Source organism: Psychrobacter lutiphocae DSM 21542, assembly GCF_000382145.1.
In the GTDB taxonomy this organism is placed as follows: domain Bacteria; phylum Pseudomonadota; class Gammaproteobacteria; order Pseudomonadales; family Moraxellaceae; genus Psychrobacter; species Psychrobacter lutiphocae.
The window spans coordinates 35313-61676 of the sequence record NZ_KB907642.1 but is presented as its reverse complement, the minus strand read 5'-3'; the positions used below and the strand labels follow the sequence as shown (position 1 = coordinate 61676).

The 26364-nt window shown below is 43.2% G+C and carries 22 protein-coding genes and 1 pseudogene; 11 read left to right on the top strand and 12 right to left on the bottom strand.

Annotation, left to right across the window (positions count from 1 at the left end; genetic code table 11):
- Both H140_RS0108920 and H140_RS0108915 read left to right on the top strand, forming a co-directional pair.
- Positions 1-396 (top strand): annotated as a pseudogene (locus H140_RS0108920) (IS3 family transposase); the annotation flags it as partial.
- Positions 369-1457, top strand: coding sequence for an IS3 family transposase (locus H140_RS0108915; protein ID WP_156819135.1), 1089 nt, complete (start codon positions 369-371; stop codon positions 1455-1457). The pseudogene H140_RS0108920 and the gene H140_RS0108915, both read left to right, overlap by 28 nt.
- Before the next feature lie 18 nt (positions 1458-1475).
- On the opposite strand, the gene H140_RS0108910 is transcribed toward H140_RS0108915, so the two are convergent.
- From H140_RS0108910 to H140_RS0108875, 6 genes are all read right to left on the bottom strand, one after another.
- Positions 1476-1952 (bottom strand): hypothetical protein, encoded by a 477-nt coding sequence (locus H140_RS0108910; RefSeq protein ID WP_019673313.1) that lies wholly within the window; start codon positions 1950-1952, stop codon positions 1476-1478.
- 2 nt (positions 1953-1954) lie between these two features.
- The gene (locus tag H140_RS0108905; protein WP_019673312.1) at positions 1955-2377 is read right to left on the bottom strand and encodes a hypothetical protein; all 423 of its coding nucleotides are present in this window, start codon (positions 2375-2377) and stop codon (positions 1955-1957) included.
- A 10-nt stretch (positions 2378-2387) separates the two neighbouring features.
- Complete coding sequence (locus H140_RS0108900; RefSeq protein WP_019673311.1) at positions 2388-3941, bottom strand: hypothetical protein; 1554 nt, start codon at positions 3939-3941, stop codon at positions 2388-2390.
- A gap of 988 nt (positions 3942-4929) precedes the next feature.
- Positions 4930-5571 (bottom strand): MarC family protein, encoded by a 642-nt coding sequence (locus tag H140_RS0108885; protein WP_026348976.1) that lies wholly within the window; start codon positions 5569-5571, stop codon positions 4930-4932.
- Positions 5572-5849: 278 nt separating this feature from the next.
- A complete protein-coding gene (gene nadC, locus H140_RS0108880) occupies positions 5850-6710 on the bottom strand; it encodes a carboxylating nicotinate-nucleotide diphosphorylase (protein ID WP_019673307.1) in 861 nt (286 codons plus the stop codon).
- A 259-nt stretch (positions 6711-6969) separates the two neighbouring features.
- Complete coding sequence (locus H140_RS0108875; protein ID WP_019673306.1) at positions 6970-8028, bottom strand: NUDIX hydrolase; 1059 nt, start codon at positions 8026-8028, stop codon at positions 6970-6972.
- A gap of 316 nt (positions 8029-8344) precedes the next feature.
- Between H140_RS0108875 and nadA the strand changes: the two genes are divergently transcribed.
- The 3 genes from nadA (at position 8345) to H140_RS0108860 (ending at position 12960) form a co-directional block, all read left to right on the top strand.
- Positions 8345-9529 (top strand): quinolinate synthase NadA, encoded by a 1185-nt coding sequence (gene nadA / locus H140_RS0108870; protein ID WP_019673305.1) that lies wholly within the window; start codon positions 8345-8347, stop codon positions 9527-9529.
- Positions 9530-9777: 248 nt separating this feature from the next.
- Positions 9778-11505 carry an L-aspartate oxidase gene (gene nadB / locus H140_RS0108865; protein WP_019673304.1) on the top strand — a complete coding sequence of 576 codons (1728 nt, stop codon included), beginning with the start codon at positions 9778-9780 and terminating at the stop codon, positions 11503-11505.
- A gap of 537 nt (positions 11506-12042) precedes the next feature.
- Entirely contained in the window at positions 12043-12960 is a 918-nt protein-coding gene (locus tag H140_RS0108860) for a LysO family transporter (protein ID WP_019673303.1), read from the top strand.
- A 6-nt stretch (positions 12961-12966) separates the two neighbouring features.
- Here H140_RS0108860 and H140_RS15195 read toward each other — a convergent pair whose 3' ends face one another.
- The 3 genes from H140_RS15195 to H140_RS0108845 form a co-directional block, all read right to left on the bottom strand.
- On the bottom strand, positions 12967-13710 hold the full coding sequence (locus H140_RS15195; protein WP_019673302.1) for a PIN domain-containing protein: 744 nt from the start codon (positions 13708-13710) through the stop codon (positions 12967-12969).
- A gap of 78 nt (positions 13711-13788) precedes the next feature.
- The gene (locus tag H140_RS0108850; protein WP_019673301.1) at positions 13789-15057 is read right to left on the bottom strand and encodes an FAD-dependent monooxygenase; all 1269 of its coding nucleotides are present in this window, start codon (positions 15055-15057) and stop codon (positions 13789-13791) included.
- Positions 15058-15197: 140 nt separating this feature from the next.
- Entirely contained in the window at positions 15198-16631 is a 1434-nt protein-coding gene (locus H140_RS0108845; RefSeq protein ID WP_019673300.1) for a UbiH/UbiF/VisC/COQ6 family ubiquinone biosynthesis hydroxylase, read from the bottom strand.
- A 537-nt stretch (positions 16632-17168) separates the two neighbouring features.
- Here H140_RS0108845 and H140_RS0108840 point away from each other — a divergent pair.
- The 4 genes from H140_RS0108840 (at position 17169) to H140_RS0108825 (ending at position 21530) form a co-directional block, all read left to right on the top strand.
- Positions 17169-18284 carry a PhoH family protein gene (locus H140_RS0108840; RefSeq protein ID WP_019673299.1) on the top strand — a complete coding sequence of 372 codons (1116 nt, stop codon included), beginning with the start codon at positions 17169-17171 and terminating at the stop codon, positions 18282-18284.
- A gap of 336 nt (positions 18285-18620) precedes the next feature.
- Positions 18621-19175 carry an rRNA maturation RNase YbeY gene (gene ybeY / locus H140_RS0108835; RefSeq protein WP_019673298.1) on the top strand — a complete coding sequence of 185 codons (555 nt, stop codon included), beginning with the start codon at positions 18621-18623 and terminating at the stop codon, positions 19173-19175.
- 237 nt (positions 19176-19412) lie between these two features.
- Positions 19413-19841: an Hsp20/alpha crystallin family protein gene (locus H140_RS0108830; protein ID WP_019673297.1), complete on the top strand. Its 429-nt coding sequence runs from the start codon at positions 19413-19415 to the stop codon at positions 19839-19841.
- Positions 19842-19970: 129 nt separating this feature from the next.
- The gene (locus H140_RS0108825; protein ID WP_019673296.1) at positions 19971-21530 is read left to right on the top strand and encodes a lytic murein transglycosylase; all 1560 of its coding nucleotides are present in this window, start codon (positions 19971-19973) and stop codon (positions 21528-21530) included.
- A 191-nt stretch (positions 21531-21721) separates the two neighbouring features.
- On the opposite strand, the gene H140_RS0108820 is transcribed toward H140_RS0108825, so the two are convergent.
- From H140_RS0108820 to fumC, 3 genes are all read right to left on the bottom strand, one after another.
- Positions 21722-22645, bottom strand: coding sequence for a lysozyme inhibitor LprI family protein (locus tag H140_RS0108820; RefSeq protein ID WP_019673295.1), 924 nt, complete (start codon positions 22643-22645; stop codon positions 21722-21724).
- Positions 22646-22915: 270 nt separating this feature from the next.
- Positions 22916-23356, bottom strand: coding sequence for an ACP-like domain-containing protein (locus H140_RS0108815; RefSeq protein ID WP_019673294.1), 441 nt, complete (start codon positions 23354-23356; stop codon positions 22916-22918).
- A gap of 414 nt (positions 23357-23770) precedes the next feature.
- On the bottom strand, positions 23771-25159 hold the full coding sequence (fumC, locus tag H140_RS0108810) for a class II fumarate hydratase (protein ID WP_019673293.1): 1389 nt from the start codon (positions 25157-25159) through the stop codon (positions 23771-23773).
- A 236-nt stretch (positions 25160-25395) separates the two neighbouring features.
- Here fumC and H140_RS0108805 point away from each other — a divergent pair, with 236 nt between their 5' ends.
- Both H140_RS0108805 and H140_RS0108800 read left to right on the top strand, forming a co-directional pair.
- A complete protein-coding gene (locus H140_RS0108805) occupies positions 25396-26025 on the top strand; it encodes a 5-formyltetrahydrofolate cyclo-ligase (protein WP_019673292.1) in 630 nt (209 codons plus the stop codon).
- Between the two features lie 9 nt (positions 26026-26034).
- A complete protein-coding gene (locus tag H140_RS0108800) occupies positions 26035-26361 on the top strand; it encodes a hypothetical protein (RefSeq protein ID WP_019673291.1) in 327 nt (108 codons plus the stop codon).
- Positions 26362-26364: the final 3 nt, after the last annotated feature.

Below are 26364 nucleotides of genomic sequence, written 5' to 3'. Positions count from 1 at the left end.
CAGACCCTGTATAATTGGCGTAATCAAGCCCAAAAGCAAGGACAGCCCATGCCCGGTAATAAAAACACCCCCGACAACTGGTCAAGCGAAGCCAAGCTTGCCACCATCATTGAGACCAGCGGATTGACAGAGACTGAACTTAGCGAATACTGTCGTCGTAAAGGCCTATACATCGAACAAATCAAAGCATGGCGAGCAGGTGCTTTATCAGGATTCAATCAAAGCCAAAAGCAAAGCTTAGCAAGCAAACGCCAGCAACAAGCAGACCGCAAAAAGATTAAAAAGCTAGAGCGTGAGCTTAATCGCAAAGAGAAAGCTTTAGCAGAAACTGCCGCCTTACTGGTGCTCAGAAAAAAGCTGGATGCGCTCTGGGAGACGCAAAGCGAGGACGACTAACCTCACTGCCACAGCGCAAACAATATATCACATGGATACAAGAAGCCAAAGACTCAGGGGCAAGACTACCACCTGCCTGTAACGAGGCAGGTATTAGTGTACGTACCTATAGACGCTGGTATAAGCAAGGTCAAATAGCTCATGACAAGCGATCTGAAGCTGTGCGGCCTATGCCCAGCAACAAGCTCACAGATGATGAAACAGCTGCCATCATCAAAGTCTGTAACGAGCCCCGCTTTGCAAGCCTACCACCGACACAGATCGTACCCACCTTGCTAGATGAAGGTATCTATCATGCTTCTGAATCCACCTTTTATCGTGTACTTAACGCCCATAATCAACTAAACCACAGGGGACGTAACCTTGCGCCCAGAGCTTACAGTGCACCGCAATCATTTACCGCCACAGGGCCATGCCAAGTGTTCTGTTGGGACATCACATACCTGCCAAGTCCTGTACGCGGTCAGTTCTACTATCTATATATGATTGAAGATGTGTATAGCCGTAAGATTGTCGGATGGGAGGTGTATGACCATGAGTCAGGTGAGCTTGCTGCCAAGCTTTTACAGCGTACGTTAATTAAAGAGAAGTGTCTGCATTCAGGTGTCGTTCTACATTCTGATAATGGTGCACCGATGAAGGCGCAAACGATGCGGATGAAAGCCTATGAGCTTGGGGTTGTGACCTCTTATAGTAGACCTCGAGTAAGTAATGATAATCCGTTTGCAGAGTCTTTATTTAGGACGTTTAAGTATCGTCCTAATTGGCCAACAGATGGCTTTAATAGCCTTGAGACCGCAAGGCAATGGGTGCTTAGGTTTACCCATTGGTACAACATGGAGCATAAGCACAGCAAGCTTCGCTTTGTAACCCCTAATGAGCGTCATACAGGTAAAGATAAAGAGATACTAGCGAAACGCAAACTGATAATGGAGGATGCTAAAAGTCTTAACCCTACTCGTTGGGGGAGCCGTGCCGTAAGAAATTGTACGCCAGTTAAGCCAACGACTTTAAATCCGTTCAAAGAGCCTAAATCGATTGATGAAATGAGAGTCGCCTAATTCATATATTGGTGACAACTATGTTGACAAACACCGAGAGCCTTCTATTATAAGTGCGCCACCTACTGTACAACCCACAACTGATGCGCAAAGTGTCATACCACCAACAACTTCAGCTGCACCAAAACCTGCTTGAGCAACCGGTGCAACTTTTTCATTAAGCATTTTGTCAGACTCTGCTTGAATTAAATTCCCACCCCTTAAGTCAGCGCCATTCGTTACTGCTTTATTGATTGATTGAAGCTCTCTTGAACCAACTACTTTGGCAGGGTTCTTACCTTGATATAAAGCTTTTGATTTTGATTTTGTCGTTTCAGGTTCGGGCGTCAATATTTGAGGTAAAGGTTTATTACCCTTTAAATTCTGAGCGTCCCACGTATATTTGTAAGACTTAAAATCTCCATCAGTAGCTATCACTTGATTTATCCATGCTGCTAAAATAGGATCTACATTCCTATTAACTGGAAGATGATAGGCTTCATTACTTGTCCACAAAGCTACGGCTCAACGAACATATCTCTATCTCCATCATAAGCTCGATTTATTGTACCCATAATTTCATCTAGATCCATTCTTACTGTTTCATCTGATAAAGGTGGAATTCCATGATTATTAATAATTTTATCAATAAACTTACTTGGCAAACCCACATCGTATTCCTTTACGTAATATGCTAGATCTTCTCTAAATATCCATTCCCCATCACTCCATATACACGAACCGCCGCCTGCTATGACTTTTTCTCTATTCAAACAATCCCTTACAGTTTCAAGCCAATCAAATATACCTGTTGACTGTGTTAAATAATTTAAAACCATAGGTTTTATATCTGGATCTAATTTATTTTTAAAATCATAAATTGAATCTGGAAAATCACTAAAACCTGGTTCGATCTCTTTAAAAAATCCAACTAAATACATCTTATCCTCCTTATTTCTCAGGTGTGAAATATCTATATTCGCCATTTCTATCAATTACTAATGGTGTACCAGGCTTTGACCCTCGTGGAATCCCTATACGATCTGTAGGAGCACGTACTATGGATCCAGTAATATTGCTCAATTCTTGAGCAGTTCCATTACAAGCTGAATGACAGCTAATCAGATTGATGATTTCTCCTTTATATGAGGGATTAGATAAAATCGCATCAGCAATCTGCTGAGTGTGAGTAGGTAAATCATTTACATACATATTATTTGTAGTATTTTTATCTCTATTTTCTAGTTCTCCATGTACTATGACATTATGCATCTGTGGTTCTAATCTCGAATTGTTAGTAATATTAATAGTCCTAATATCATCACCTATAGAGGTATAGTTTACTCCAAATCTAACAGTAGCGCCTGAAGGTAAAAAAGAGCCATTCATATAGTGCATTGAAGGACGATGTTCAGACTTTTTCCAATCAAACATCATATTTCTGTTTAAGGCAAGCATTGTTCTATCCATTCTTTCTTGCTGCTCAACCTTTTCACTATTACCCCAAGACGAACCAGCGCCTGACCCTCCAGTATTTAACTTATTCTCAAACGCATCCCCAGCCTCTTGCTGAGACTCTAACCGCTCCTTATTTGCAGCCAGCATCTCTTGCTGTTCTTGAGCAGTATTGGCATTATTAATAGCAGTCGTGTCAATACTTTCCTTCGCCTCAGCGATATCATCACTATTCGCCCATTTACCCACATCATAAGCTATCTCACCTAAATTACCCATTGTCGAGGCGGACGCCTCACCCATACCATTGCTATGTGCTATCTCTTCGTTTAATACATTAATCGTTCTTGGTGCATTCAGTATTGGCTCTACTTGACCATTGGCAACTGTGACGCCATCGCTTCTATCAAGCGCACCCCTATCCAGATAAATATCTAGTTGTGTGGTTTCATTGGCTGAGCCTAATACTATCGTTCCAAGTTCGCCACCTCGAGACTCAGTTAAATCAGGGGTAACATAGACATTTGCATTTTGTGCATCAGTACCAGAGGCTATCTCACTTGCTAGTTGTTTATAAGTATCTTGTGCAACAACATCATTGGTAATATCCCCTGTTACAATAAGCTCTTCCGTTGCAACTAAAGTGGCAGTGTCATCACTCATACCTGTTCGATTGTTATTACCGATTTGGGTAATGTTATCTTTGGCTTTATCTAAGGTTGATTTATTTTGACTATCAGGGTTTTTATTACCGTTGTCGGTTATAGCGGCAATAATAGCTGGAGCTTTTAGAGCGTCACTGACGGTAATAGCACCTATTTTCTTAGCATTCTTCCCAATATCTTTCTGCTCATCGATAATCTCATCTCGACCCGCCTTGGTAAACACCCTAGCATCAATATTGGCATCGACATCAAGCCCTGCGGTTTGTTGATCTTTGATGATGATTTCAGTATTGAACGCATCTCGGTTAACACCCGCTAGGCTATCTTTGCCTGTTATTGCATCACTGGTGACGATAGCGCCTTCACCGACAGTGGCTTTTGTCACACTTTCAAATTCATTGGCAGTATGACCAACTTGTAGCCCTACATTATTAATGCTTTGACCTTGTTTTCCTGTACCTACGCCAACACTACCTCCAATGCTACGTTGTTCATTAGTAGCAGTGTTGGTGATATCTTGGGTCGTTAAGGTGTCGGTGGTGAAGTTAAGGGTGCCACTGCTTTGATTGCCCTCACTATCGGTTTGGATATTGGCGATAATACCGCCTATGTTGGTGGTGTCGCCTGCTTTGAAGGATTGCTTATCACCTCTATCGATGATGCCGCTTAATTCAGCTGCGGTAACGCTTTGTGAGCTACCATTGGCTTTGTTGGCGCCTAGGCTGCCACCTGTAGGTGTACCACCTGATAGATTAATGCCTATGTTAGCCCCTGAGCTGTTGTTACTGCTTTTACTGGTGTCTTGTACGGTTTCAATGTGAAGTTTATTTGTGGTATAGCTACCCGAATTAGCACCGCTTATGTCAATAACCCCACCCTTTAAGGTGGTTGTATTGGCATGACCGCTTAGACTGTCAACATTGAGGTTGGTATTAACTTGCGTAGTACTACTACCTTGAGAGCTGCTGTTTTGAGTGCTTAAACCTAAGCTTACATTGCCTGCGGTATTGATGCTGGCTGTTTGAGCGTTGGTTTTGCTATTGCTTGAGCTGGTAGTGGTGTTGGTACCTGATTTGAGGGTTAAACTGATTAGATCATCGACATTTAAGTTACCAAGATTGCCTGAAGCACCTTTAAAGGTAGCGTCATCACTGACTAAAGTGGTGTTGGCAGCTTGTAGTTGAGTACCTTAACACTTCCCTGCGCTGGCCATTGGGCTTCAGTTTTAAAATACTGGTTGCTTAACGGGGTAGGTTTGGTTGTTGACGCAAGCTTAGCCAATAGTCGCTGCGCCAGTGGCTGGCTAAGATAGACGTGGATAGCGGGATTGGCTTCATACCTATTGGGTATTTGAAGCCTTGATGAGTTACCAGTTATAGTAATTGTGGGAAGATGGTACGCAAGCCGCTCACCAAAATTTCGATAGAAACCGCAGCTAGAAGCATCCCCATGATTCGACTAATAATATTTAGGCCTGTATCACCTAGGATACGGCTGATACGGGCGGCGGCTGTTAATGCTAAGTAACAAAACACTGAAATCATCAGGCCAGCGATAATAATCGCCAGCTTTTGATGCCAGTCAGTGACTTGTGCTGAATAAATGATAACTGTGGATATGCCACCTGGACCAACCATCATCGGAATAGCTAAAGGCACGACCGCTGCCGCTGTGCTACCGATGCTCTCAACGCTGTCGTCAAAGTCAACGTTTTCTTGATCGGGTTTGACTGGGTTGCCCTCACCATTCATCATATTGATGGCAATTAATAGTACCAAGATGCCGCCTGCAACTTGGAACGAGCCTATGGAAATACCCAAGGCACGTAATAGCAGCTCGCCTGCAAGCGTAAAGAATAAGACCGTAATAAAGACAGTCAAACTACTAATACGTGCAAATCGACGCCTGTCGGCACTACTATAACCACGGGTTAAATCTAAAAAAAGCGTTAATGCGCTAAAGGGATTGATTAGCACCAAAAAAGCTAGGATGATTTTGACAATTTGGGTGTCCATATCCATAACGGGCGCCTCAGTTTGCAAACGGGGGGGCGATTTTAACACAATCGCTAGATACATCCCAATTTTTAGTGATTCAGTAGCAAGACAAGGTGTCAATTTTTATTTAGGATCAATGTTTATAGGACTTACGCAAAAATACGATTTCAAGGCTTTAAAAGCGACTGGTTATTATTTATGGAGCGTCTGTCTCTACCTTCAGAGGATTCATAAATGATTACCAGTTGCCATAATATCTACTCGCACCTAGCTCCTAATTTATCTAGGGTTAATGTTTATGCAGAAAAATCCATCCCAATATCTAGTGCCGTAGTGCTGTGGGTCAGATAACCCATAGCGATATAGTCCACACCAGTTTTGGCCACTGCAAGTACGCTATCTGGGGTGATGCCACCTGATGCTTCGGTTTTTATACGACCATTAGGGTGATTGTGGCACATAGCTACTGCTTGACGCAAGGTGTCTGGATGCATATTGTCTAATAAAATTAATTCCGCACCAGCATCAAGCGCTTGTTGCAGTTGCTCCAAAGTATCCACTTCTATCTCAATTGGAATTAAATGCCCAGCCAACTGCTTTGCTTGAGCAATTGCACTGGGGATGTTGCCTGCTATTGCAATATGATTGTCTTTAATCAAAATAGCATCATCCAATCCCAAGCGATGGTTGCGACCACCGCCACAGCGTACGGCATACTTTTGGATGGTGCGCAAACCAGGAATGGTCTTACGTGTGCAGGTGATTTGTGTGGGATAGTCAGCTACCAAATCTACGACCTTGCGTGTGGCGGTTGCGATACCGCTAAGATGGGTCATAAAATTCAATGCGGTGCGCTCTGCTGTTAATAGATTGCGCGCATTACCACTAATGGTTGCCAATACTTGACCTTTGGATACCCAAGCGCCATCATGCGTATCGGCGCTAAACTCGATGGATGCATCCACCTGTGCAAATGCCAACCTTGCCAAGTCCAGTCCACAAACCACCCCATCGTCACGAACGGTTAATGTCAGTGTCGCTTGTTTGTCTACTGGGATAGTCGCTTGCGAGGTGACATCACCACGTCTTCCTAAGTCCTCAAGTAAGGCCGCTTGAACCAAGGGGATAAGCAGTACATCATTTAGCGCTGGCTCCATAATTTCCTTATCCTCATCCCTAGACTTAGCCAAGTCCGATGATGTTGTGCGCTGTACGGTAGAGGTGATTGACATAAAGTGTCCCTTTTTTATCGGTCATCAATGTTGTAAAGAATATCAATGTTGTAAAAACCATCAATATTAAATAGGATGGGTATGAAATATAACAGCTATTTAATACTCAAGTTGAGCATAAATATAACCAACAAATAAAGTATTGGCAATAAAAAACCCATATAATCTTTATGAAAACTCAGCGTTACGCCCTATTACTCTTGGGTAGCTTGCTGTCCATTAACAAACTTTGTAACTCAATATCGAAGCGGAAGCGATAAAGCTTAGCGGGTCGCCCTCGTCCTGTTTGCCGACTATTGCCTGTTGGCTCCAGCAAATTTTGACTTTCAAGCAGTCGTCTAAAGTTTTGCTTGTGTAGTGGTACGCCTGATAAAGCTTCCACACTTTGTTGCAACTGCAATAAAGTAAACTCTTCTGGCATCAAGCCAAAAATCAGCGGACGATACTCAATCTTAGCTCGCAAGCGTGATATGGCAGTGGCAATCACCCGCCTATGATCATAGTACATGGGCTCACCGATAACTTGTTGCCAATGTTCAGGTAGTTTTGTGGCATTGTAAAAAGGTGACTCAGGTATCAATCCCGCCTCATACAGCATTTCATAACGCAATAGCGCATGCTCTGCTACCCACTTGGTAAACATCTCATTGGTACTTTGTCTATGGTTACCCTCATTTAACACCATATCTCGAAACGCTATGTCTTGCTCCCAATCTCCACCCCAACATAGATATATACGCTGTAAACGCTTTTTTACTTCCGTTTTATTTACAGCTGCATACGCCCACTGTTTTAGTTGCTCGCCAATTTGCATACTGTATTGCTTGGCAACTTTATCTGAGTAATCCTCCCAAGGAAAATAATCATACCAATCTCGCCATAGCGCAGTTCGGCTCTGGGTGCTATTTGCTTCTGATAATGATGACTCCGCATGAGACTCTTGTACCAAGCCCATATAGCTCACATAAACCAGCGCATGACCCTCTTTATTACGTCGGTTGGTATCAACAAAAGTATAAAGCTGCTCAATATAACCCAAAGGCTGCTGTGTCTGTTCTTCTACCCATTGTCGCACACCTGCTTGTAAGGAGCGATGCAGCGGCATTAAAGGCCCATTGGGCAATAACTTGCCTTCTGCTACCGTTAATACTCGGGCTTTGTTGGCAGTAATAGCAATCAACACCGCAACTACTTCAGTAGTGCCGCTACCTTGGCTATGGGCGTGGGAAAACGACAGGCTCATGACTCTCATTAATAGATTTAAAGGACAGCCTTAGTATAACGTTTAATGATTATAATTACACGAGGTCTGCACCTTGGGCTCTACATTTTTATCGAACAATGCCGTTAGTAGTATGCAACATACTCTCCCACCTAGCTACCCTCATACCTAATTAAAAGCATCCTCTGTGTTATTACAGCGCTGTAACAATTTATGTAAAAAAAATGTTGTAATTATGCTCAAAATGAGCATAATTATAGTCATCTCTTAAATAGAGTCATTTCTTATTTTAAGTTGAAAAACTGCATACCTTTTTTTACGTTACAGGGATTTTACGATGACCAGGTCACAAGCTAGCTCAACAGCGCCCGCTGAAAAAGTAGATTTCTTCGCCTATGAGGCACCAACGCTCTCTCAAAGCAATCAATCTATAATCAATAGCATTGATATAGACTACGCTAAAGCCAAAATACCCGCAGAGCTATCACGCAGTGAGCGCCAACAGGTTGTTGAAAACATCAAACATTTACTAAAACAACATAATGCTGTGCTAGTCGCTCACTACTATGTTGACCCCTACATTCAGGATTTGGCATTAGAGACAGGCGGCTGCGTAGGCGACTCATTAGAGATGGCCCGCTTTGGTAAAGAGCATGACGCTGATACTTTGGTCGTTGCTGGCGTGCGCTTTATGGGTGAGTCAGCAAAAATATTGAGTATGGAAAAAACCGTACTTATGGCTGACTTAGAAGCTGAGTGTTCACTAGATTTGGGGTGTCCAATTGACGAATTTAGTGCATTTTGTGACCAGCACCCAGATCGTACTGTGGTGGTTTATGCCAATACCAGTGCTGAAGTCAAAGCCCGAGCAGATTGGGTTGTGACCTCCTCTGTCGGTCTTGAAATCGTGAGCCACCTCCATGAACAAGGCGAAAAAATTATTTGGGGCCCAGATCGTCATTTGGGTAAATACATTCAAAAAGAAACCGGGGCTGATATGTTGCTATGGCAAGGCTCATGTATTGTTCACAATGAGTTCAAAGCCAAAGAATTAGAGCAGCTAAAAGCACAATACCCTGATGCAGTGGTCTTGGTACACCCTGAGTCACCAGATAGCGTGGTTGAGCTTGCCGATGTGGTGGGTTCTACCAGCAAGCTATTAAATGCGACTAAAGAGATGGACGCCAAAACTTTTATTGTTGGCACCGATCTTGGCATCTTGCATGAAATGCAAAAGCATTCTCCCGACAAGCTATTTTTAGCGGCACCGACTGCTGGCGAAAGTGCGACCTGTAAAAGCTGTGCTTTTTGCCCTTGGATGGCAATGAATGGTCTCAAAGGTATTGAGCAATGCTTAGAAAATGGTAGCGGTGAAATCCATTTAAATCCTGAGCTAGCAGAAGCGGCGTTAAAACCTCTACAACGTATGCTCGACTTCGCTGCCAAACAAAAGCGTCGAGTAGCTGCCAGTGGTGATATCGTTAAAGATCGTGAACTTTATAAACACGTAGGCCCTGCTTAGAAGCCTTGCCTAGCAGATAATACCAAATCTGAAAATTAAGATATCGAGGAAAAAGAGTGCAAACGCTACAAGTAGTAGGTTTAGCGAGTTTGACAAAGATAGGTTATTTTTCAGAAAAGGTATAAGATTTAAACGCTGATTATTGATCAAATAAGAGACTAATTATGTCCGCATCACAATCCTGTACATCTTCTCAGCATTTAACGTCATCAAAGGTGGAGTTAGAACACGATAGATCTCAATCTATAATGACGCAACACTGTGATGTATTGATTATCGGTGCTGGATTGGCAGGGCTGAGCACCGCCTTATCTCTACCTAGTCATCTTAAAGTAGTTGTTTTGGCAAAAGAGGGGCTACAAGCTTGCTCTAGCCACTACGCACAGGGGGGTATTGCTGCCGTTATAGATGAGGAGGATAGTGTTGCCGAGCATGTCCAAGATACCTTAATTGCTGGTGATGGGCTGTGTGATGTTAATGCAACCACTCAAATATTAACGCAAGGTGCCAATGCCATAGATTGGCTACTTAAACATGACGTGCCTTTTACCACCAATGCACCTTTTACTACCAATGCACCTTTTACCGCCAATACGCATGACAAAAATATTGATTCAAGTCTATCAAAAAATGCCACGTTGAGAGACTTACATCTAACCAAAGAAGGTGGACATGGTCATCGGCGTGTGGTACATGCTGATGATGCCACTGGTAAGCACATCATGCACACCTTGCATCAGCAAGCACTTGTAGCAACACATATCCAGCTACTTGCTTATCATGAGGCCCTCTCGTTAATCACGGACAATGACCGCTGTGTCGGTGCTGTCGCCATCAATCGTCACACCAATCGCTTGCTACAATTTGATAGCCAGGCTGTGGTACTAGCCAGCGGTGGACTGGGGCAATTGTTTGATCGTGCCACTGCGCCTAGTGTCTGTCTCGGTGATGGCATCATGATGGCGTGGGAGGCTGGCTGTCGCTTGGCAAACCTTGAGTTTATTCAGTTTCATCCGACTGGTCTGGTATATCAAGATCAAGAGGGTAATAATAGTAATTTTTTAATCTCTGAAGCGGTACGTGGTGAAGGTGGTTATCTGCGTTGTCCCTTGACGCATCAGCGCTTTATGCTGGCTTATGATAGCCGTGCAGAGTTGGCGCCACGAGATATTGTGGCACGTGCCATTGCCAATGAGATTGAGAAAAATGGACTTGGCTTTGTGCATTTAGATATTACCCATCAGCCTGCTAGCTTTATCCGTGAACATTTCCCTGATATTTATGCACACTGTTTAGCACTTGGTATTGATATTACCTGTGATCCAATCCCAGTTGCGCCCACTGCGCATTATACTTGCGGCGGCGTGCTGACCACTGCCCAAGGCCAAACCGATATTCAAGGCTTGTATGCTGTTGGTGAAGTTGCCAATACTGGACTACATGGCGCCAATCGCTTGGCCAGTAACTCATTATTAGAGTGTGTGGTGGTCGGTCGTGCCATTGCTTCGCATGTGCCCATGTATTTACAGCACGCTCAAGACTGGCAACCACCAACCGCAACGACTTCGCTTGTACTTACTGCACCAGTGGCTAGTACACAAATCTTCGCGACCAGCTCGGACAGCCTTGCTTACTCTACATCTTGTGACTTTAGCCTGACAGCGTTAAAGCAGTTGATGACGGCTAATATGGGTATCAAACGTACCAAAAGCAAATTGCAACAAGCGCTGTCTCAGATTGATACTTGGCGTGCAACTTGTCGTCTCGATTTACAACAAAATCGGCTACTTACGCTTGCAAGCTTACTGTTACAAACAGCGCTTAATCGCCAAGAAAGCCGTGGTGGTCATTATCGCAATGATTATCCTGCTCATGCCTCTGACTTAAGCTTAACATCGGGGTTGGATTCACATTTGACCTCAATCCATCAGCCTGCCATGAGTGTGGTGATACCAAGTATCGCATCGCATCCTTAATCCTGAACCACAGTTGTTACTTCTTATTCTTCTCGCCTAAAGTTAGGTTGCTAGCTTGTACCAAAACTAAAAATTATGATATCGAGGAAAATGAGTGCAAAGGCTACAAGTAGTAGGCTAAGCGAGTTTGACAAAGGTAGGTTATTTTTCAGAAAAGGTATGATGCCATGCCTCTGATTGCTACTATAATCCTTTGGTAGTTCGCTGACTAGATATCAAATCTAGGGTGACCTGGCTAGGGTGGCCTGTTGTTGCCGAGGGACGAGGCGCGCGCCACTGTGGATAGAAACACGGGGTGTGAAGACGCATATTTCGTAGGGTGGTAATGTTCCAGATGTTGAGGCTGGTTTTTTTGTTTTTTGCTTTTGTTTTTATCAGGTCTATGCAGGGCTTTGTTGACGATGGTATTCGATTATTCTCTCCTGCCTGTGGTAGAATCGCTCATTGCGTTTTAGAGTCTAAATGTTTTGACCTTGAATAAAGGGACGCTGTCATCTGCTAAACCCAAATCTTAACCTCTATCTGTGTGCGTCTATCATGCAAAATCTTGACAATCTGCTTACGCTTATTTTGATATTAACACCTTTGTTTGTCGGCTTTGCATTGCCACTGAATAGGGCCTTTATGCGCTATGCTGAGCTGTCGCTAGGTTATTTTGTTTATGTCATTCTTACTTTAATCGGTATTGAGCTGGCTCAGGTGCAAGGCTTGGGTAGCCAAGTTATGGATATTTTGCTGTATGTTAGTGTCTTGTCAGTGCTGACTATCGGCTGTGGCTTGGTGGGTTTGATGGTATTTGATTGTTTATTGCCTTGGCGTCCTACGCTAAAAGAGGGGGGCGTTGAGCACAAGGTTAGTATTCGTGGCAGCTTAGTTCAGGTGTTTTGCGTGGTGGTTGGTTATGTTATCGGTCTGTTTTTGCCGTATGACTATCTGCCACCAGATAATACGATGACTGTCTTATTAATGATATTAATTTTGCTAGTCGGTATCGGACTTAAAGCTTCAGGCATTACTTTAAAAGAGGTATTACTTAGTAAGCGTGGGATGCAGACTAGTATTGTTTTCACCTTGTCTGTGCTGGTCGGTGGTATGATATTTTCGATGTTTTTTGAGGATGTTTCGCTCACACAAGGGCTGGCAATGTCATCTGGCTTTGGATGGTATTCACTATCGGCGATTGTGATGACTGATGCTTATGGTGCAGTTTGGGGTAGTGTGGCGCTGTTTAATGACTTGGTGCGTGAGTTTTTTGCGTTGTTATTTATTCCGCTATTTATGCGCCGTTACCCCTCGGCAGCTGTCGGTCTTGGTGGTGCGACCAGTTTGGACTTTACGCTGCCGGTAATTCAGCAATCTGGCGGCTTGGGCATTGTGCCACTTGCCATTAGTTTTGGCTTTATTATTAATATCGTCGCTCCTGTGCTGATGGTGCTGTTTGCGTCGTTTGGGTAAGGACGTTTAAAAACGATAGTCAATCTTATTATTTTGCTCCATGTAGACATGCTGCTTTTTAACCAGTTTCTTAATGATTTTTTCAATCATGGCCGCATCAGCGTCAGGCAGTTTGTCTTGTAGATAGTTCGTCAAACTCTGTTTGTTTTTAGGTCTAGAATTTGCAATTTGCTTTTCAAGCAAAGCAAGGGCTCGTTTATAGGATTTTTTATACCGCTTTTTGCGCTGTTTTTTAAGCTGTTTACGCTGTACTTTATCGACAGAATTTTTATCCTGCTGCTTTTTGTCTGCTTGCTTTTCCTGCAACTTTTGAGATAGTTGCTTTTTCTGTGATTGTTGAGCTTGCTGCTTTTTATCTGACTGCTTTGGTTGCTGTTGAATCTGCAGCTGCGCAACTGTGTCAACCACTCGTATCACATTGGACACAATTTCACTTTGATTTAAGTGTTTAATTAATCTGTCATAACCACCATCACGCGCCAGCACCTGAATCTTTGCCTGTGGATCTAAAGCCAAAATGTGACCCAAATGATAGGCTAAATAGAGATCTAGCGCATTTTTACCACCATAAGGCATTTTGATGATGTGGATATTTTTAGTTTGAAATTCGAGCAAAGACTCTACCAGCTGTAATGGCAAATTCTTTTGCTGTTGCACCCCTAAAAACAGCCAAACATGACAGTCTTTCACATCCAGTTGCTTGAAGCTGGTGGGTTGAATGCTTTCGTAGTCAATTAAAATATGCTGCATAGCCAAATCCTTTTCTAGTTAAGCACCTTTTTGCTGACACAATTTTTTATTTGAAAATTAGATACTAAAGCCAGTCGTCTACAGCCCACTCGCCTTCTGAGTGAAAAATCGCATTAACGGTCTAATTTTGCCGACCTGATACATACCCTCACTGCGGATTTGTTGCACTGGACGCAAGGCAGCAAAATTACCAGCAAACAGCCAGTTTATCAATGAAAAGCTGTGCATCATGACAGCATTATGCGGACGGCGTGTGCGCTCATAACGGCGTAAGGTAGCAAGCTTGCCCCAACATCTACCACCACTACGCTGATAATCCTCATTCAGTATATCAACCAGTGCTGCCACATCTAACATACCTAAATTTAGACCCTGACCAGCTAAAGGATGCACGCCATGTGCAGCATCACCAATCAAGGCTAAGTTGTCTTTGACATAGTGCTTGGCATGTTGTGCCGTCAACGGGAAGCTAGCAATAGATTCAATCTGCTTGATATCGCCCAGCGCATACTGACTGGCCGCTGCCAGCTCTTGACGCAAGGTCTCAACATCGCCTTCTTTGACTAAGTCTAATAGCTCACGTGCACGATTGCTCGGTAAGCTCCACACCACAGATTGCCAATGCTGTGGATTGGCTTTATCTTGCTCGGTAATATCCGCCAAGGGTAATAAGGCTAGCGTGCCGGTCGGCAGCATCAGCTGTCTTGCGGTCGCTTGATGCGGCTGCTCGGTGTTAATGGCACAGCAAATGGCAATTTGATGATAGTCTAAAGTATCCAGCTGAATACTGACCTGCTGGCGCACCATTGAACCTCGACCATCTGCGCCAATAAGTAGCTTGGCTTGATATGCCTGACCATTATCGAGATGCACTCGATAGCCTTGCTGCGCCCCAAACCAATCCAACTCTGTCACTTTGTGACCACTGACGACTGTTAAATACTGGCGTACTGACTCTTGCTGCATACATTGGTATAAGGCGTGCTCAATCACAAACGGCTCAACCATGCTACCTAGTAGCTTCGGTATCTGCTCATCGCCAAACTTCAGTTCACCTTTGCCATCTTGCTGCCACACTTGCATTTGAGTGTAATCAGCTTTACGTCCTGACTGACTAATCAGTTGCCAAGCACCGACCTGCTTTAACAGCTCAATGCTGGCAATGCTTAACGCAAATACGCGGGCATCACGTTGCTCAAGCTTGTATTGCCACTGTGCATCCGTTAACGCTGGTCGGGCATCGATTAAGGTCACTGGTTGCTGCTGCAACGCCAGCTTTAATGCCAGTGTGGCACCGACGATACCACCGCCAATAATGAGAGTATCTGTTGCGGTTACTGTTGCCATAAAAATCATCCAAAACTTGGAATAGGGGCTGTATAGAATTGATTTACGGAACTAATAAATGAATGCTATACAACCTCTAATAAAAATAAAAAATAATAAGGTGAAAACATTAAAACTATCAGGTTAAATTAACCATACCGCTAGGACTTTAACCCCATGGCATAAGTGGCCACCAATGGCTTCACATGTGGCAACTTATCAAACGCAAGCAGTGCCACATTACGAGCCAGCTTCACGGCAGGATTTGGATGAGTAAAGCCTAATACCACCGCATCACAGAAGCGAATGACACGCTTTTGATCGGTCTGGCGTGCCTGCTCATATTTTTTGAGCATCTGTGCATCGCCAATGTCGCCACCTCTATGCACTTGATTGGCCAGCATTTTGGCCAGTACATGCGCATCACGCATACACAAGTTAAAGCCTTGACCTGCCACAGGATGCAGGGTGTGTGCCGCATTACCCATAATGACGATACGACCATCGACTTGCTGCTTGGCCAATACTCGCGTTAATGGATATGCGCCACGTCGACCGGCCTTAATAAAGCGGCCAGCGCGTTGACCAAACGCCTTCTGTAAGGTCGCCAAGAATAAGTCATCATCATCTAGATACTGCTGCTCTTCACCGCTTTTGCACACCCAGACCACAGAGCGACGATAGCCTGCTTGCGTTGGATTATTGCCATCACCATCTGCATCGGTCAATGGCAATACCGCCAATGGACCAGCTGGGCTAAAGCGTTCAATGGCGATATGCTCGTGCGGCTTATCGGTTTGCACCACACCCACAATCGCAGATTGTCCATAATCGTAGTCTTTGGTACCGATGTTCAACAAGTTACGCACTGTCGAATCTCGACCATCACAGGCAACCAGTACATCAGCACTCAAGGTCTGCTGTTTGGCACTATCGGTATCATACACAATACTGGCTGACGCAGGCGTTTGAGTCACTTCGGTAACGCTGGCACCATCAATTAAGGTGATTAATGGATTTTGCTGTACCGCCAATAACAGCTTGCGACCGAGCCAAGCATTTTCCATCACCTGACCAAAAGATTCGACATTTTCTTCCTCTTTCGTCAGTTGTGCTTTACCAAAGCTGCCCTGCTCACTAATTTGTACCGCATCGATGCGGCAAGCATGGCTTTGTAGCTCATCCCACAGACCGATTTCTTGATAAATTTGCACGGTGCGACGTGACAATGCCGTGTTACGACTGTCTAAATAATGGGTACGCTGGGCGTCGTCTTTAGGACTAATTTTTGGATAGGTATTTTTCTCAAGCAAGGTGCTGGCAATGCCCTCATTGGCCAGCAACAAGGCAAACGATAGCCCGACATGACCACCGCCAACAATAAGCACTTTTTGCTCGCTAACTGCTTGGCTGATTGTTTTTGGTTCTGTTGTTGGTGTTGCTACTGTTTGAGATGCTTGCGTTGTATTTACAGCTTGTGTAGCTTGTTCGGTTTGCGCTTTCGGCTGCTGCTGATTATAAGCTGAACTGCTGGCAGCGGTTGCTGCTTGAGTGCTACTTGCTTTTGCTATTGTCGTGCTAGTTTTGGACTTCATAACATCCCTCACATCAGTTAAATAACTCAATTAGATCATATAGTCGTAATGTTTGTTTTGCGTAAGATTCGCTTAGAGGCTGCATAGATGATACCCTTAATTCCCCATCGTTTGTAGTGATTAAAAGTCTTTTTGGTCATTACCTATATTTATCAACCGTCTCTATCCTGTCCATCTAAGCTAAGCCTTCTTTCTTTGCTTAACCCCTCTGTCGCTACTGTCATCATTGATAACTAATACCTTTTCTGAGAAATAACCTATCTTTATCAAACTCGCTAAACCTACTACTTGTAGCCTTTGCACGCCTTTTACTCGATATCTTAATTTTTAGATTTGGTATAACAATGCTACTAAATAACAGATAACAATTAAAAAAACACTAACTGTGAACAACGCCTTAAAACAAACCTGCTGAATCAAAACAAGGAACCACTTGAATTTTAACAATGAACGGCCATAATAAAAGACATAGCCAACAAATTTAACCTAAAATACCTCATTAAACCAATACATTCGATAAGACAAAAGGAAGCTCACTTGACTGGTACTGTCACTCGTAAAGTAAACTTAGACTTTTTAACCTCACCACAGCTAAGAACCTTGGTTGGTGAGTATAATAATCACTTAAAATACATCCAAGATCGCTTAGGCATTCATATCAACCAGCGCCAACACAAGTTTATCTTATCTGGAGATTTAACGGCTGTTGAGCGTGGTGACTTTATCCTAAACAAGCTAGCAGATGAGGCGCAAACCACAGATGATTTGCGCCCAGAAGAGTTGCACCTTATCATTCAAGCAAGTATGTCCCGTGATGCTGATAACTTTGCCTCTCCAGCGGTGCCATCAAAACAGGAAGATAACAATAGCGAGGACATTGCTTATGATGCTGAGGCCAATTATGACAGTATTGCACTCAAAACACGTAAAGGCAAAATCATCCCTCGTGGTGGCAACCAACAGCGCTATGTAAAGCGTATCTTGACCTCAGATGTCTCCTTTGGTGTCGGCCCTGCTGGTACGGGTAAGACTTATCTAGCGGTGGCTTGCGCAGTGGATATGCTTGAGCGCAACGAGATTGAGCGTATTTTGCTGGTGCGTCCTGCGGTTGAAGCTGGTGAAAAGCTGGGCTTTTTACCCGGCGATTTGACTCAAAAAATTGACCCCTATTTACGTCCTTTATACGATGCGCTTTATGAAATGCTTGGCTTTGAAAAGGTGGGAAAACTGATTGAAAAACAAATCATTGAGATTGCACCCTTAGCCTATATGCGTGGTCGTACCCTGAACAACTCTTTTGTCATTCTAGATGAGGCGCAAAACACCACTCCAGAGCAGATGAAAATGTTCTTAACCCGTTTAGGCTTTGGCTCACGGGCGGTAATTACTGGGGATGTGACTCAGGTTGACTTACCCCGTGGTCACAAGTCTGGTCTGGCGCAAGCGTTACAAATCTTGGGCAAAATTGATGAAATTCACATCACTAAGTTTGACTCAAAAGACGTGGTACGCCATCAGTTGGTACAGAAGATTGTTGAAGCCTACGGCGAATGGGATGAAGAACAAGAGGCGATAAAAGAAGCACGCAAGCAAGCCCGCCGAGCTGAGCAAGAGCGCAAACAGGCGGAAGCGGAAGCAAATAATAAGTCTTAATCTTCAATAGACTTTCTGCGTTTATCAACTGTTATTTCTGCGTTTATCAGCTGTTAAATGTGAAGCACTGTGTTTATTATTAGCTAACAAGTCGGAGTCTCTCTGGCTTGTTGTGTTTTAAGACCTATGTTTTAGACGTATACTTTAGTTCAGCAAGCCTATTACCATCATAAATAGGACTTACGCAAAAATATGATTTCAAGACTTTAAAAGCGACTGGTTATTATTTATGGAGCGTCTGGCTCTACCTTCAGAGGATTCATAAATGATGACCAGTTGCCATAATATCTACTCGTACGTAAGTCCTAATAAATACCGATCGGAAACCCTTATATTATGAGTAGCTCCCTATCTCCTACCATCGACATCAGCGCATCAGGCGCTGTCGCTGACACTGTATTAGATCAATACTATTCACTGGCGCATATTCAAAAAGTGTTAACCACCAGCTTAGATTATATGAGTGCACAATCGGTTGACTTCCCTTATTTTGAAGATCTGGCCGAAGATGAGTGGTCACAAAAGCCAAAACAGTTAGGGGTTTATTTAACCGATGCTAACGAAGGTCGAGCGCTTAACCTTGAAGCCCGTGACAAAGATTATGCCACCAACATCCTTTCCTATCCAAGTGACCTGCCCGCCTTTATCTTAGCGGAAATGCCGAGCATACCACTGGGTGAGCTGATCATTTGTCATGAAGTGGTTGAGCAACAAGCCTCTGAGCAAAACAAACCGATTACAGAGCATGCGACCCATTTACTGGTGCATGGCATCTTGCATTTATTAGGCTTTGATCACGAGCTTGGACAGGCTGAACAAGATGAAATGGAAGGCTTTGAGATTGCCATTTTAAAGAAGCTTGGTATTAGCAATCCTTATGTTGCGCGCTGATTTGCAGGTATGACATATTGGTTATCAATTTTTATCAGTTACTCACTGATATCCATTAGACTTCAGGACTCAAGTTATCTATTCAAGTTACATACTAATAACAATTAAGACTGAATTATTCTTATATTTTGTGAGTCATATAACTTGAAATTATCAATACCATCCTCATATATAAGGTAAGACAGACATAAACTGTCCCTTCATAACAACAGAATAACCAAATATGAGGATAGTAATATGAACAAATTAGTCACTAGAAATTCAATCTTTGATAGCCTATTTGATGAGATGACACCTGGCTTCTTTATGCGTCCACTACATGGTGATGCCCTACCAACTGCCGGTCAAATCAAAATTGACGTCAGTGAAAAAGACGACACTTACTACATTAACGCAGAAGTGCCAGGCGTGGCCAAAGAAGATATCGACTTATCTATCTCAGGCGACGTGGTCTCTATCAGTGCTGAAATCGAGCAGCGTGATGAGCAAAAAGATGGCAACAAAGTCTTACGCAGTGAGCGCTACTATGGCTCAGTATCACGCAGCTTCCAGTTACCTGAAAAGGTTGATGTGGATAAAGCTGAAGCCGCTTATGAAAACGGTGTGTTACAACTGGTATTACCAAAGCAATCCAGCTCATTAAGCAAAAAGCTTGAAATTAAATAAACAGACAACTGTTTAGTATTTCAGCCTAATTAGTCAGTTTAACTGGCGTTAAAAAAGACACATGATATGATATCGTGTGTCTTTTTTTATGCCTTAATTTTTTAGTCAAACTATTTTAAGTTGCCCTTTATGTCGTTAACTCCTATTCCCTCTAGTCATAAGCCATTTAATCGCAGCGCTTATTTTCATCTCCCTCTTGCCTTAGGTCTACTCGCCACTGTCTACATCCATCCAGCATTGGCGGCGTCAGAGACAGCGCCGACGACGACTCAAACAACGCAAAGCAGCGACTTAAACAGCTCTGACAGCTTGGACAATCAGCAGTTCCAAGCTTGCTTAGATGAACTGGCACAAAGCGATGCCTTTGCCAGTGTACAGACCACCTTTAATCAGTATCGTCCAATGACAGCCGATCCTAGCGTCATAAAAGCACTGAATTATCAGCCAGAGTTTCGCAAACAGCCGTGGGATTACTTGGCAAGCTTGGTTGATCTTGAACGGGTCAATGACGGCATTGCAGCCAGCGAACGCTATGCAGATATCTTGCAAGGCATCGAAGAACAATACGGGGTCAACCGCTATGACGTGCTTGGCGTATGGGGTGTCGAGTCTGACTTTGGCACTAAGTTGGGTCAAAAGGACGTCATCAATTCACTGGCGACGTTATCCTGCTTTGATCGACGCCAAAGCTATTTCCGAGGTGAGTACGCCAGTGCGTTAAAGATTCTTCAAAATGGCGATATCAACGCAGAGGATTTTAAAGGCTCTTGGGCAGGTGCTTTTGGGCAAACTCAATTTATGCCTGCTACCTTTTTGGAATTGGCGCAAGACTTTGACGGTGACGGACGCAAAGATTTGGTCAACAGCCAAGCCGATGCCCTCGCCTCTACCGCTAATTTTCTCAAAAAAAGAGGCTATCAAGCCAATCAGCCTTGGGGCTATGAAGTGCGCTTGCCAGCAGATTTGGAAGCCTCTAGCGACCGTAAAAACAAACAGCCCATGTCACATTGGCGCAGCTTAGGCATTACCTTACCCGATGGTCGTCCCTTGCCAGATGACTTGGCACAAGCAGGTTTATTGTTGCCGGCCGGTGCTGAAGGTCCTGCCTTCTTAGTGGGGCGTAATTTTGATGCCTTTTATGCTTACAATGCGTCAGAAAACTATGCCTTAGCCATCGGTCATCTGTCACAGCTGATTGCCCAAAAAAGCAATCAGGTCAGCTTTGCCACCCCTTGGCCAACCGATGATCCAGGTTTGAGCCGCAAGCAGTCACGTGAGGTGCAACAGGCGTTACATGACTTAGGTTATGACATTGGCGAGGTAGACGGTTTTATCGGTGATGGCACGCGCAAAGCGATTCAGCAATATCAGACTGATAACAACTTGGAGGCAGATGGCAAAGCAGGACAAAAAATCTATCAGCATTTAATGCAGGCGGTAGAAAAGTTGCCTAACAGACAGTCGCCAGCGGCTATAAGCGATGATGCCAGTCAGATGAGTGCTCCTACACAGACAGCCAGTGGCGCAAGCGATGGCCAAAATATTGATGGTAGCTCTCCTGAAAATGAAGATAGTTCAGCCTCCTCTTCTCGCTTGTTACCCAGCAAAGGGGTGATGGCAATTATCATTAGTTTGCTTATTTTATTGTCGATCATTTTGGTCAACAAGTTTAAGCGTCCTAAACCTTAATTTGCTTAATCATTATCATCATAATTAATGCACAAAAAGCCAGACTTAGTCTGGCTTTTTGCTACTACTTTTAACTAACTCTTATTACTAATACATCCTAAACTATTGCAACTTATTAGCTAATTATTAGCTAATTATTAATCGACAGTCACTCTATCCATTCATATCACAGTAAGTAAATAAATAAGTGATTAATAGTTATCGAAGTAGCTTTTAAGCTCATAATAACGCTCGCCTAGCATTCTAGTAATACACTGCATTCTTACGATTTCTTGACGAGCAGGCTCAGCGCTTCTGGCTTCATCGACACAGACTTCATCACGATATTTAACCCACTCTTGTTGCTCATAAGTGATAGAGTCTTGCGCCTCTTTTGAGCCTCTAGCCCAAAGCTTATTAAACTCGCTACGCTTATAATCCATCTCAGCTTTCACTTTTGCTTGCTCAGCTGCAATGCTGGCCAGCTCACTTTGGGCTTGTGAAGTGGCGGCTTGCTCTGCCTTTTCTGCTTCAATCATGGCTTGCGCTGCAGCTTTACCTTCTTGTGCTTTTAGCTTTTGGATATTACTCTTTTGGTTCGAATCTACCACAACAGTTGCTAAGAAGGTAGACAAGTCACCGCCATTTTGCATCTCAACAAAGATAACCTCGCCGTCATCCGTTGGCTGTACTGAATACTCTGCTTCATAGCTTATGGCATTGGCGTCTAACGTAATATCTTGCTGATAAGCATCTTCTTCAACATCCAGCTCATCATGATAGTCTCTGGTATAGTTGGCTTTTTGGATCATATCAACTGGGATGGTTACCTTTAGCGTACCCATACAAAAGTTCTTTGTACTGGCAGGGTCATCTTTTGTTGTGCGAATACGAGACAAGTCCATCGCTAACTGGTTGATACTGGCTCGAATATTTGAGCCTGACGTTCTTGTTGAAAAGACATCACTATAATCTCTAGCCTCTGAATTAATAGATTTTTGTAACGCTTCAATCACCAGCGTGGTGGCACTAGGATCACTACACTCGACTTTTTTACTGCCACCCATAACTTGGCCACAGCCTACAGCCATTAACACCGTACTTAACAAGGCTACTTTTGATAAACTTTTATACATGAGCTATTCCTAATATCAACTATGTTTCAAATTCAGCGACTGTGACTAATTAAATTTTACAAACTTATAATATAATAGTAACAAATTATCCAGTTTTTAGAAATAGTTAGTTTGATTTGGGCTTGATAGCAATGTGGCAGTAACAGTCACTAATCTTTTATCCTAACCAATAAAAAAACCTTACCAGCCTAAACTGATAAGGTTTATTTAAAAGTACATTTAATCTAAAAAGCATTTAGCTTGCTTGATTAAACAAATCGGTTAAAAAAATTAGCCTTTAATTTTCTTAATAGATTTGGCGTCGCAGCCTTTATAAAGGAATTCACTGTTCGCATTTTGAATGTTGACGCTTGATTTGTGATAGTTATTTAGACGTAGGGTATCACTCATAATGCTAAAGTTTTCTTCATCTCCAAATACGGTTTGCACATCGTCTGAGCGTCCAAGGTTAATCGGTAAGAATCTAGTTTTACCGTTTAGATAGGCTTCTGCGTAGGTCGGTAGGTTTTGTTTATTAAAGCCATATTTGACGCTGATTTTGCCATTATTTTGGCACGTATAGTTGACTTGTCTAACTTTCACCGCTGTATCATGGCTTGTTGCAGGATCCATAACTTGGTCTGTGTAAGCGAACGCTGAACCTGAAGCTAAGGCAGTCGCTGCAAGACCAGCAGCAGTAACGATTGACATAAATTTGTTTGAAACTTTCATGGTATTTCCTCTTATAGAAAATGTAATGGATAAATAACGGTTAATAGCCAACTTTATTATTCAGAGATATTCAGATTATTATTAACAATTTTTATTTAAATTTGGTATAAAAAATAATTAGTTTTTATTGAATATAAAATGACAATTAGATGAGCTATTTATAGCCCTATTCATCAATTATTTGTATTAACCTTTATGTGACTTAGTATATTAGAAAAAAAATTTACCACTGTTATAAATGATAGTTTGTCTTGTTGTCACAACGTAAATTTTATTACCCATTTTTATTAAAACACTCAAACATTGTCCATAAAAAGAAGACCTTACCAACATGGCAAGGTCTTCTTCTTTTACAATCTGCTGTGGTAAAAGACCGTGAAACAAAGCAGGTTCAGCAGTCAGTAACAGCCTAATTTATTTAGGATGCACCATATCAGCAGGGATTACCCACTCATCAAACTGGGCTTCTGTTAACAGCTCAAGCTCGACCGCAACTTGCTTCAAAGTTTTGTTTTCTTTGTAAGCAGTTTTGGCAATCTTCGCCGCATTTTCATAACCCACATGACGGTTCAATGCAGTCACTAACATTAGTGAATTGTGTAAGAAGGCATCGATTTTTTCTTGTACTGGCTCAATACCAACCGCACAATGATCGTTAAAGCTGTTACAGGCATCGCCTAGTAATTTGATAGATTGTAATAAGTTATAAGCGATAACTGGCTTAAATACGTTTAGCTCAAAGTTACCTGATGCACCTGCCATGCTAATGGTAGTGTCATTACCCATTACTTGCGCCACAACCATAGTCATTGCTTCTGACTGAGTTGGGTTGACTTTACCTGGCATGATAGATGAGCCTGGCTCATTTTCAGGGATGGTTAATTCACCAAGACCACAGCGAGGGCCTGAGGCTAACCAGCGCACATCGTTGGCAATTTTGTTTAAGCTGGCCGCTAGAGTTTTTAAGGCACCTGATGCAAATACTTCGGCATCACGTGCTGCTAACGCTTCAAATTTGTTTGGCGCAGTCACAAATGGTAGACCCGTTAACTCTGATAACTGAGCCGCTGCTTTTACCGCATAGTCTGGGTGTGAGTTTAGACCAGTACCAACCGCTGTACCGCCTAGTGGCAGCTGATATAAGCCGTCTAATGCATTGTCAATACGTACTAGCGCATGGTCTAACTGACTCACATAGCCGCTAAATTCTTGACCTAAAGTCAATGGCGTTGCATCTTGTAAGTGAGTACGACCAATTTTCACGATGCTGTCAAATTCTTTCGCTTTTTTGTCCAGCGTATCACGCAGCGCTTTTACTGCTGGGATAAGTAGGCTGTTGATTTGACGCGCAGCTGCCACACGAATGGCGGTTGGGAAGCTGTCGTTAGTTGATTGGGCATGATTAACATGGTCATTTGGATGCACTGGCTTGTATGTACCTCGTGGGTTGCCAGCAATTTCATTGGCACGGTTGGCAAGCACCTCGTTCATGTTCATGTTTGACTGTGTGCCTGAGCCAGTTTGCCATACCACCAATGGGAACTGGTCGGTAAGGCCGCCATTAATCACTTCGTCAGCCGCTTGTACGATAAGGTCACGCTGTGCTTCTTCGATACGACCTAAGCTGGCGTTAGTAATAGCAGCTGCTTTTTTGACCAGTGCCATCGCTTCAATCATTGGACGTGGTAGCGTTTCGCCACCGATTTTGAAGTTTTCACGGCTGCGCTGAGTTTGTGCACCCCAATACGCATCCTGTGGTACTTCCACATTACCCATGGTGTCTTTTTCGGTACGAGTTGACATACTGTCTCCTTTTTTATTTAGGGTCTATCAAAATGATGTTGAGCTTATAATTGAGAATAAAATCCTCTCTGACTCAAGAAAAAATAATCGTAAATATGATAGCATGACTAACAGGCAAACGCATGAAAAGCTGCCCTAATCATACGCCATCATACGCTGAGTTAACCAAATAATTCAAGCAGATTGGCGTATCAGTTTTTAATAGGTAATTTATAACAAACGATAGTAAATACACTATGAAAAATAATATACCATCTGGCAGTCCGTCTCGCCAAGACATCAGCCGTCAACGCCTCGCTTTAACCACTCAGCAGCGCCGTACGGCCAGTGCCCTCGCCAGCCGCTTCTTACCCAAGCTCACCCCTCGCCTGCCCAAAGGCGCAAAAGTAGGTATCTATATTGATGCCTTTGGTGAGTTGCCGACCCAGCCGATTTTAAGCTGGTGTCAGCGCATGGGATACAGCGCTTATATCCCTGTGGTTAATAGCTTGGGAAAAGATAACAAGCACATCCGCTTTACTCCAGTTTTTCACAGCAAACTTATCAATATCCCTACTCTGCGTCACAACTTTGGGATGAGAGAGTCAAAACAACGCCATTATCTTTGGGCAGATGAGTTAGATTTGATCCTATGTCCATTGGTCGCCGCTGATGAACAAGGCAATCGTATGGGGATGGGTGGCGGCTTTTATGACACCACGCTTGCTAGGTCTTATCAATACAGTAGCTCCCAATTTTTACGCAGACACCCACTGCGTGTCGGTTGGTGTTACGAGTTTCAAGTGGTTGAACAATTAGACACCCAACCTTGGGATGTGCCTTTAAATGCACTGATTACCCCAGAAAAGATACGCTGGTTTTCATAAGGCCAAAATATGACAAAACATTTAAATACCAAATCTTTCACTACCAAGCCTTTAAACAGTGATGAGCAGAGTAAACACAAGCATTCGAACCTAAAAACCGAAAGCCCAAATACTGAGAGCACTGAGAGTGTTGCAGACAAGGTAGACAAGCATCTACAAAGCCTAGAAAACAGCAGCCAAGTAGCACAGCAGCGTCAACTGTCACCTGAGTCACAGTTATTTACCGAGGATGAGTTGGCGTATTTAATTAATCCTGACCGATTAAAGGCGTTAATGAAAAATGGCGACGACTTTTTGGGTTATTTAACCGCTGAAATTGATAAGTTTGAAGATTAAAAA

Coding starts and splice junctions, on each gene's coding strand:
- H140_RS0108905 (WP_019673312.1), bottom strand. CDS start 2,377: ATGTATTTAGTTGGATTTTTTAAAGAGATCGAACCAGGTTTTAGTGAT.
- H140_RS0108885 (WP_026348976.1), bottom strand. CDS start 5,571: ATGGACACCCAAATTGTCAAAATCATCCTAGCTTTTTTGGTGCTAATC.
- nadC (WP_019673307.1), bottom strand. CDS start 6,710: ATGGAGCCAGCGCTAAATGATGTACTGCTTATCCCCTTGGTTCAAGCG.
- H140_RS0108875 (WP_019673306.1), bottom strand. CDS start 8,028: ATGAGCCTGTCGTTTTCCCACGCCCATAGCCAAGGTAGCGGCACTACT.
- nadA (WP_019673305.1), top strand. CDS start 8,345: ATGACCAGGTCACAAGCTAGCTCAACAGCGCCCGCTGAAAAAGTAGAT.
- nadB (WP_019673304.1), top strand. CDS start 9,778: ATGACGCAACACTGTGATGTATTGATTATCGGTGCTGGATTGGCAGGG.
- H140_RS0108860 (WP_019673303.1), top strand. CDS start 12,043: ATGCAAAATCTTGACAATCTGCTTACGCTTATTTTGATATTAACACCT.
- H140_RS15195 (WP_019673302.1), bottom strand. CDS start 13,710: ATGCAGCATATTTTAATTGACTACGAAAGCATTCAACCCACCAGCTTC.
- H140_RS0108850 (WP_019673301.1), bottom strand. CDS start 15,057: ATGGCAACAGTAACCGCAACAGATACTCTCATTATTGGCGGTGGTATC.
- H140_RS0108845 (WP_019673300.1), bottom strand. CDS start 16,631: ATGAAGTCCAAAACTAGCACGACAATAGCAAAAGCAAGTAGCACTCAA.
- ybeY (WP_019673298.1), top strand. CDS start 18,621: ATGAGTAGCTCCCTATCTCCTACCATCGACATCAGCGCATCAGGCGCT.
- H140_RS0108830 (WP_019673297.1), top strand. CDS start 19,413: ATGAACAAATTAGTCACTAGAAATTCAATCTTTGATAGCCTATTTGAT.
- H140_RS0108825 (WP_019673296.1), top strand. CDS start 19,971: ATGTCGTTAACTCCTATTCCCTCTAGTCATAAGCCATTTAATCGCAGC.
- H140_RS0108820 (WP_019673295.1), bottom strand. CDS start 22,645: ATGTATAAAAGTTTATCAAAAGTAGCCTTGTTAAGTACGGTGTTAATG.
- H140_RS0108815 (WP_019673294.1), bottom strand. CDS start 23,356: ATGAAAGTTTCAAACAAATTTATGTCAATCGTTACTGCTGCTGGTCTT.
- fumC (WP_019673293.1), bottom strand. CDS start 25,159: ATGTCAACTCGTACCGAAAAAGACACCATGGGTAATGTGGAAGTACCA.
- H140_RS0108805 (WP_019673292.1), top strand. CDS start 25,396: ATGAAAAATAATATACCATCTGGCAGTCCGTCTCGCCAAGACATCAGC.
- H140_RS0108800 (WP_019673291.1), top strand. CDS start 26,035: ATGACAAAACATTTAAATACCAAATCTTTCACTACCAAGCCTTTAAAC.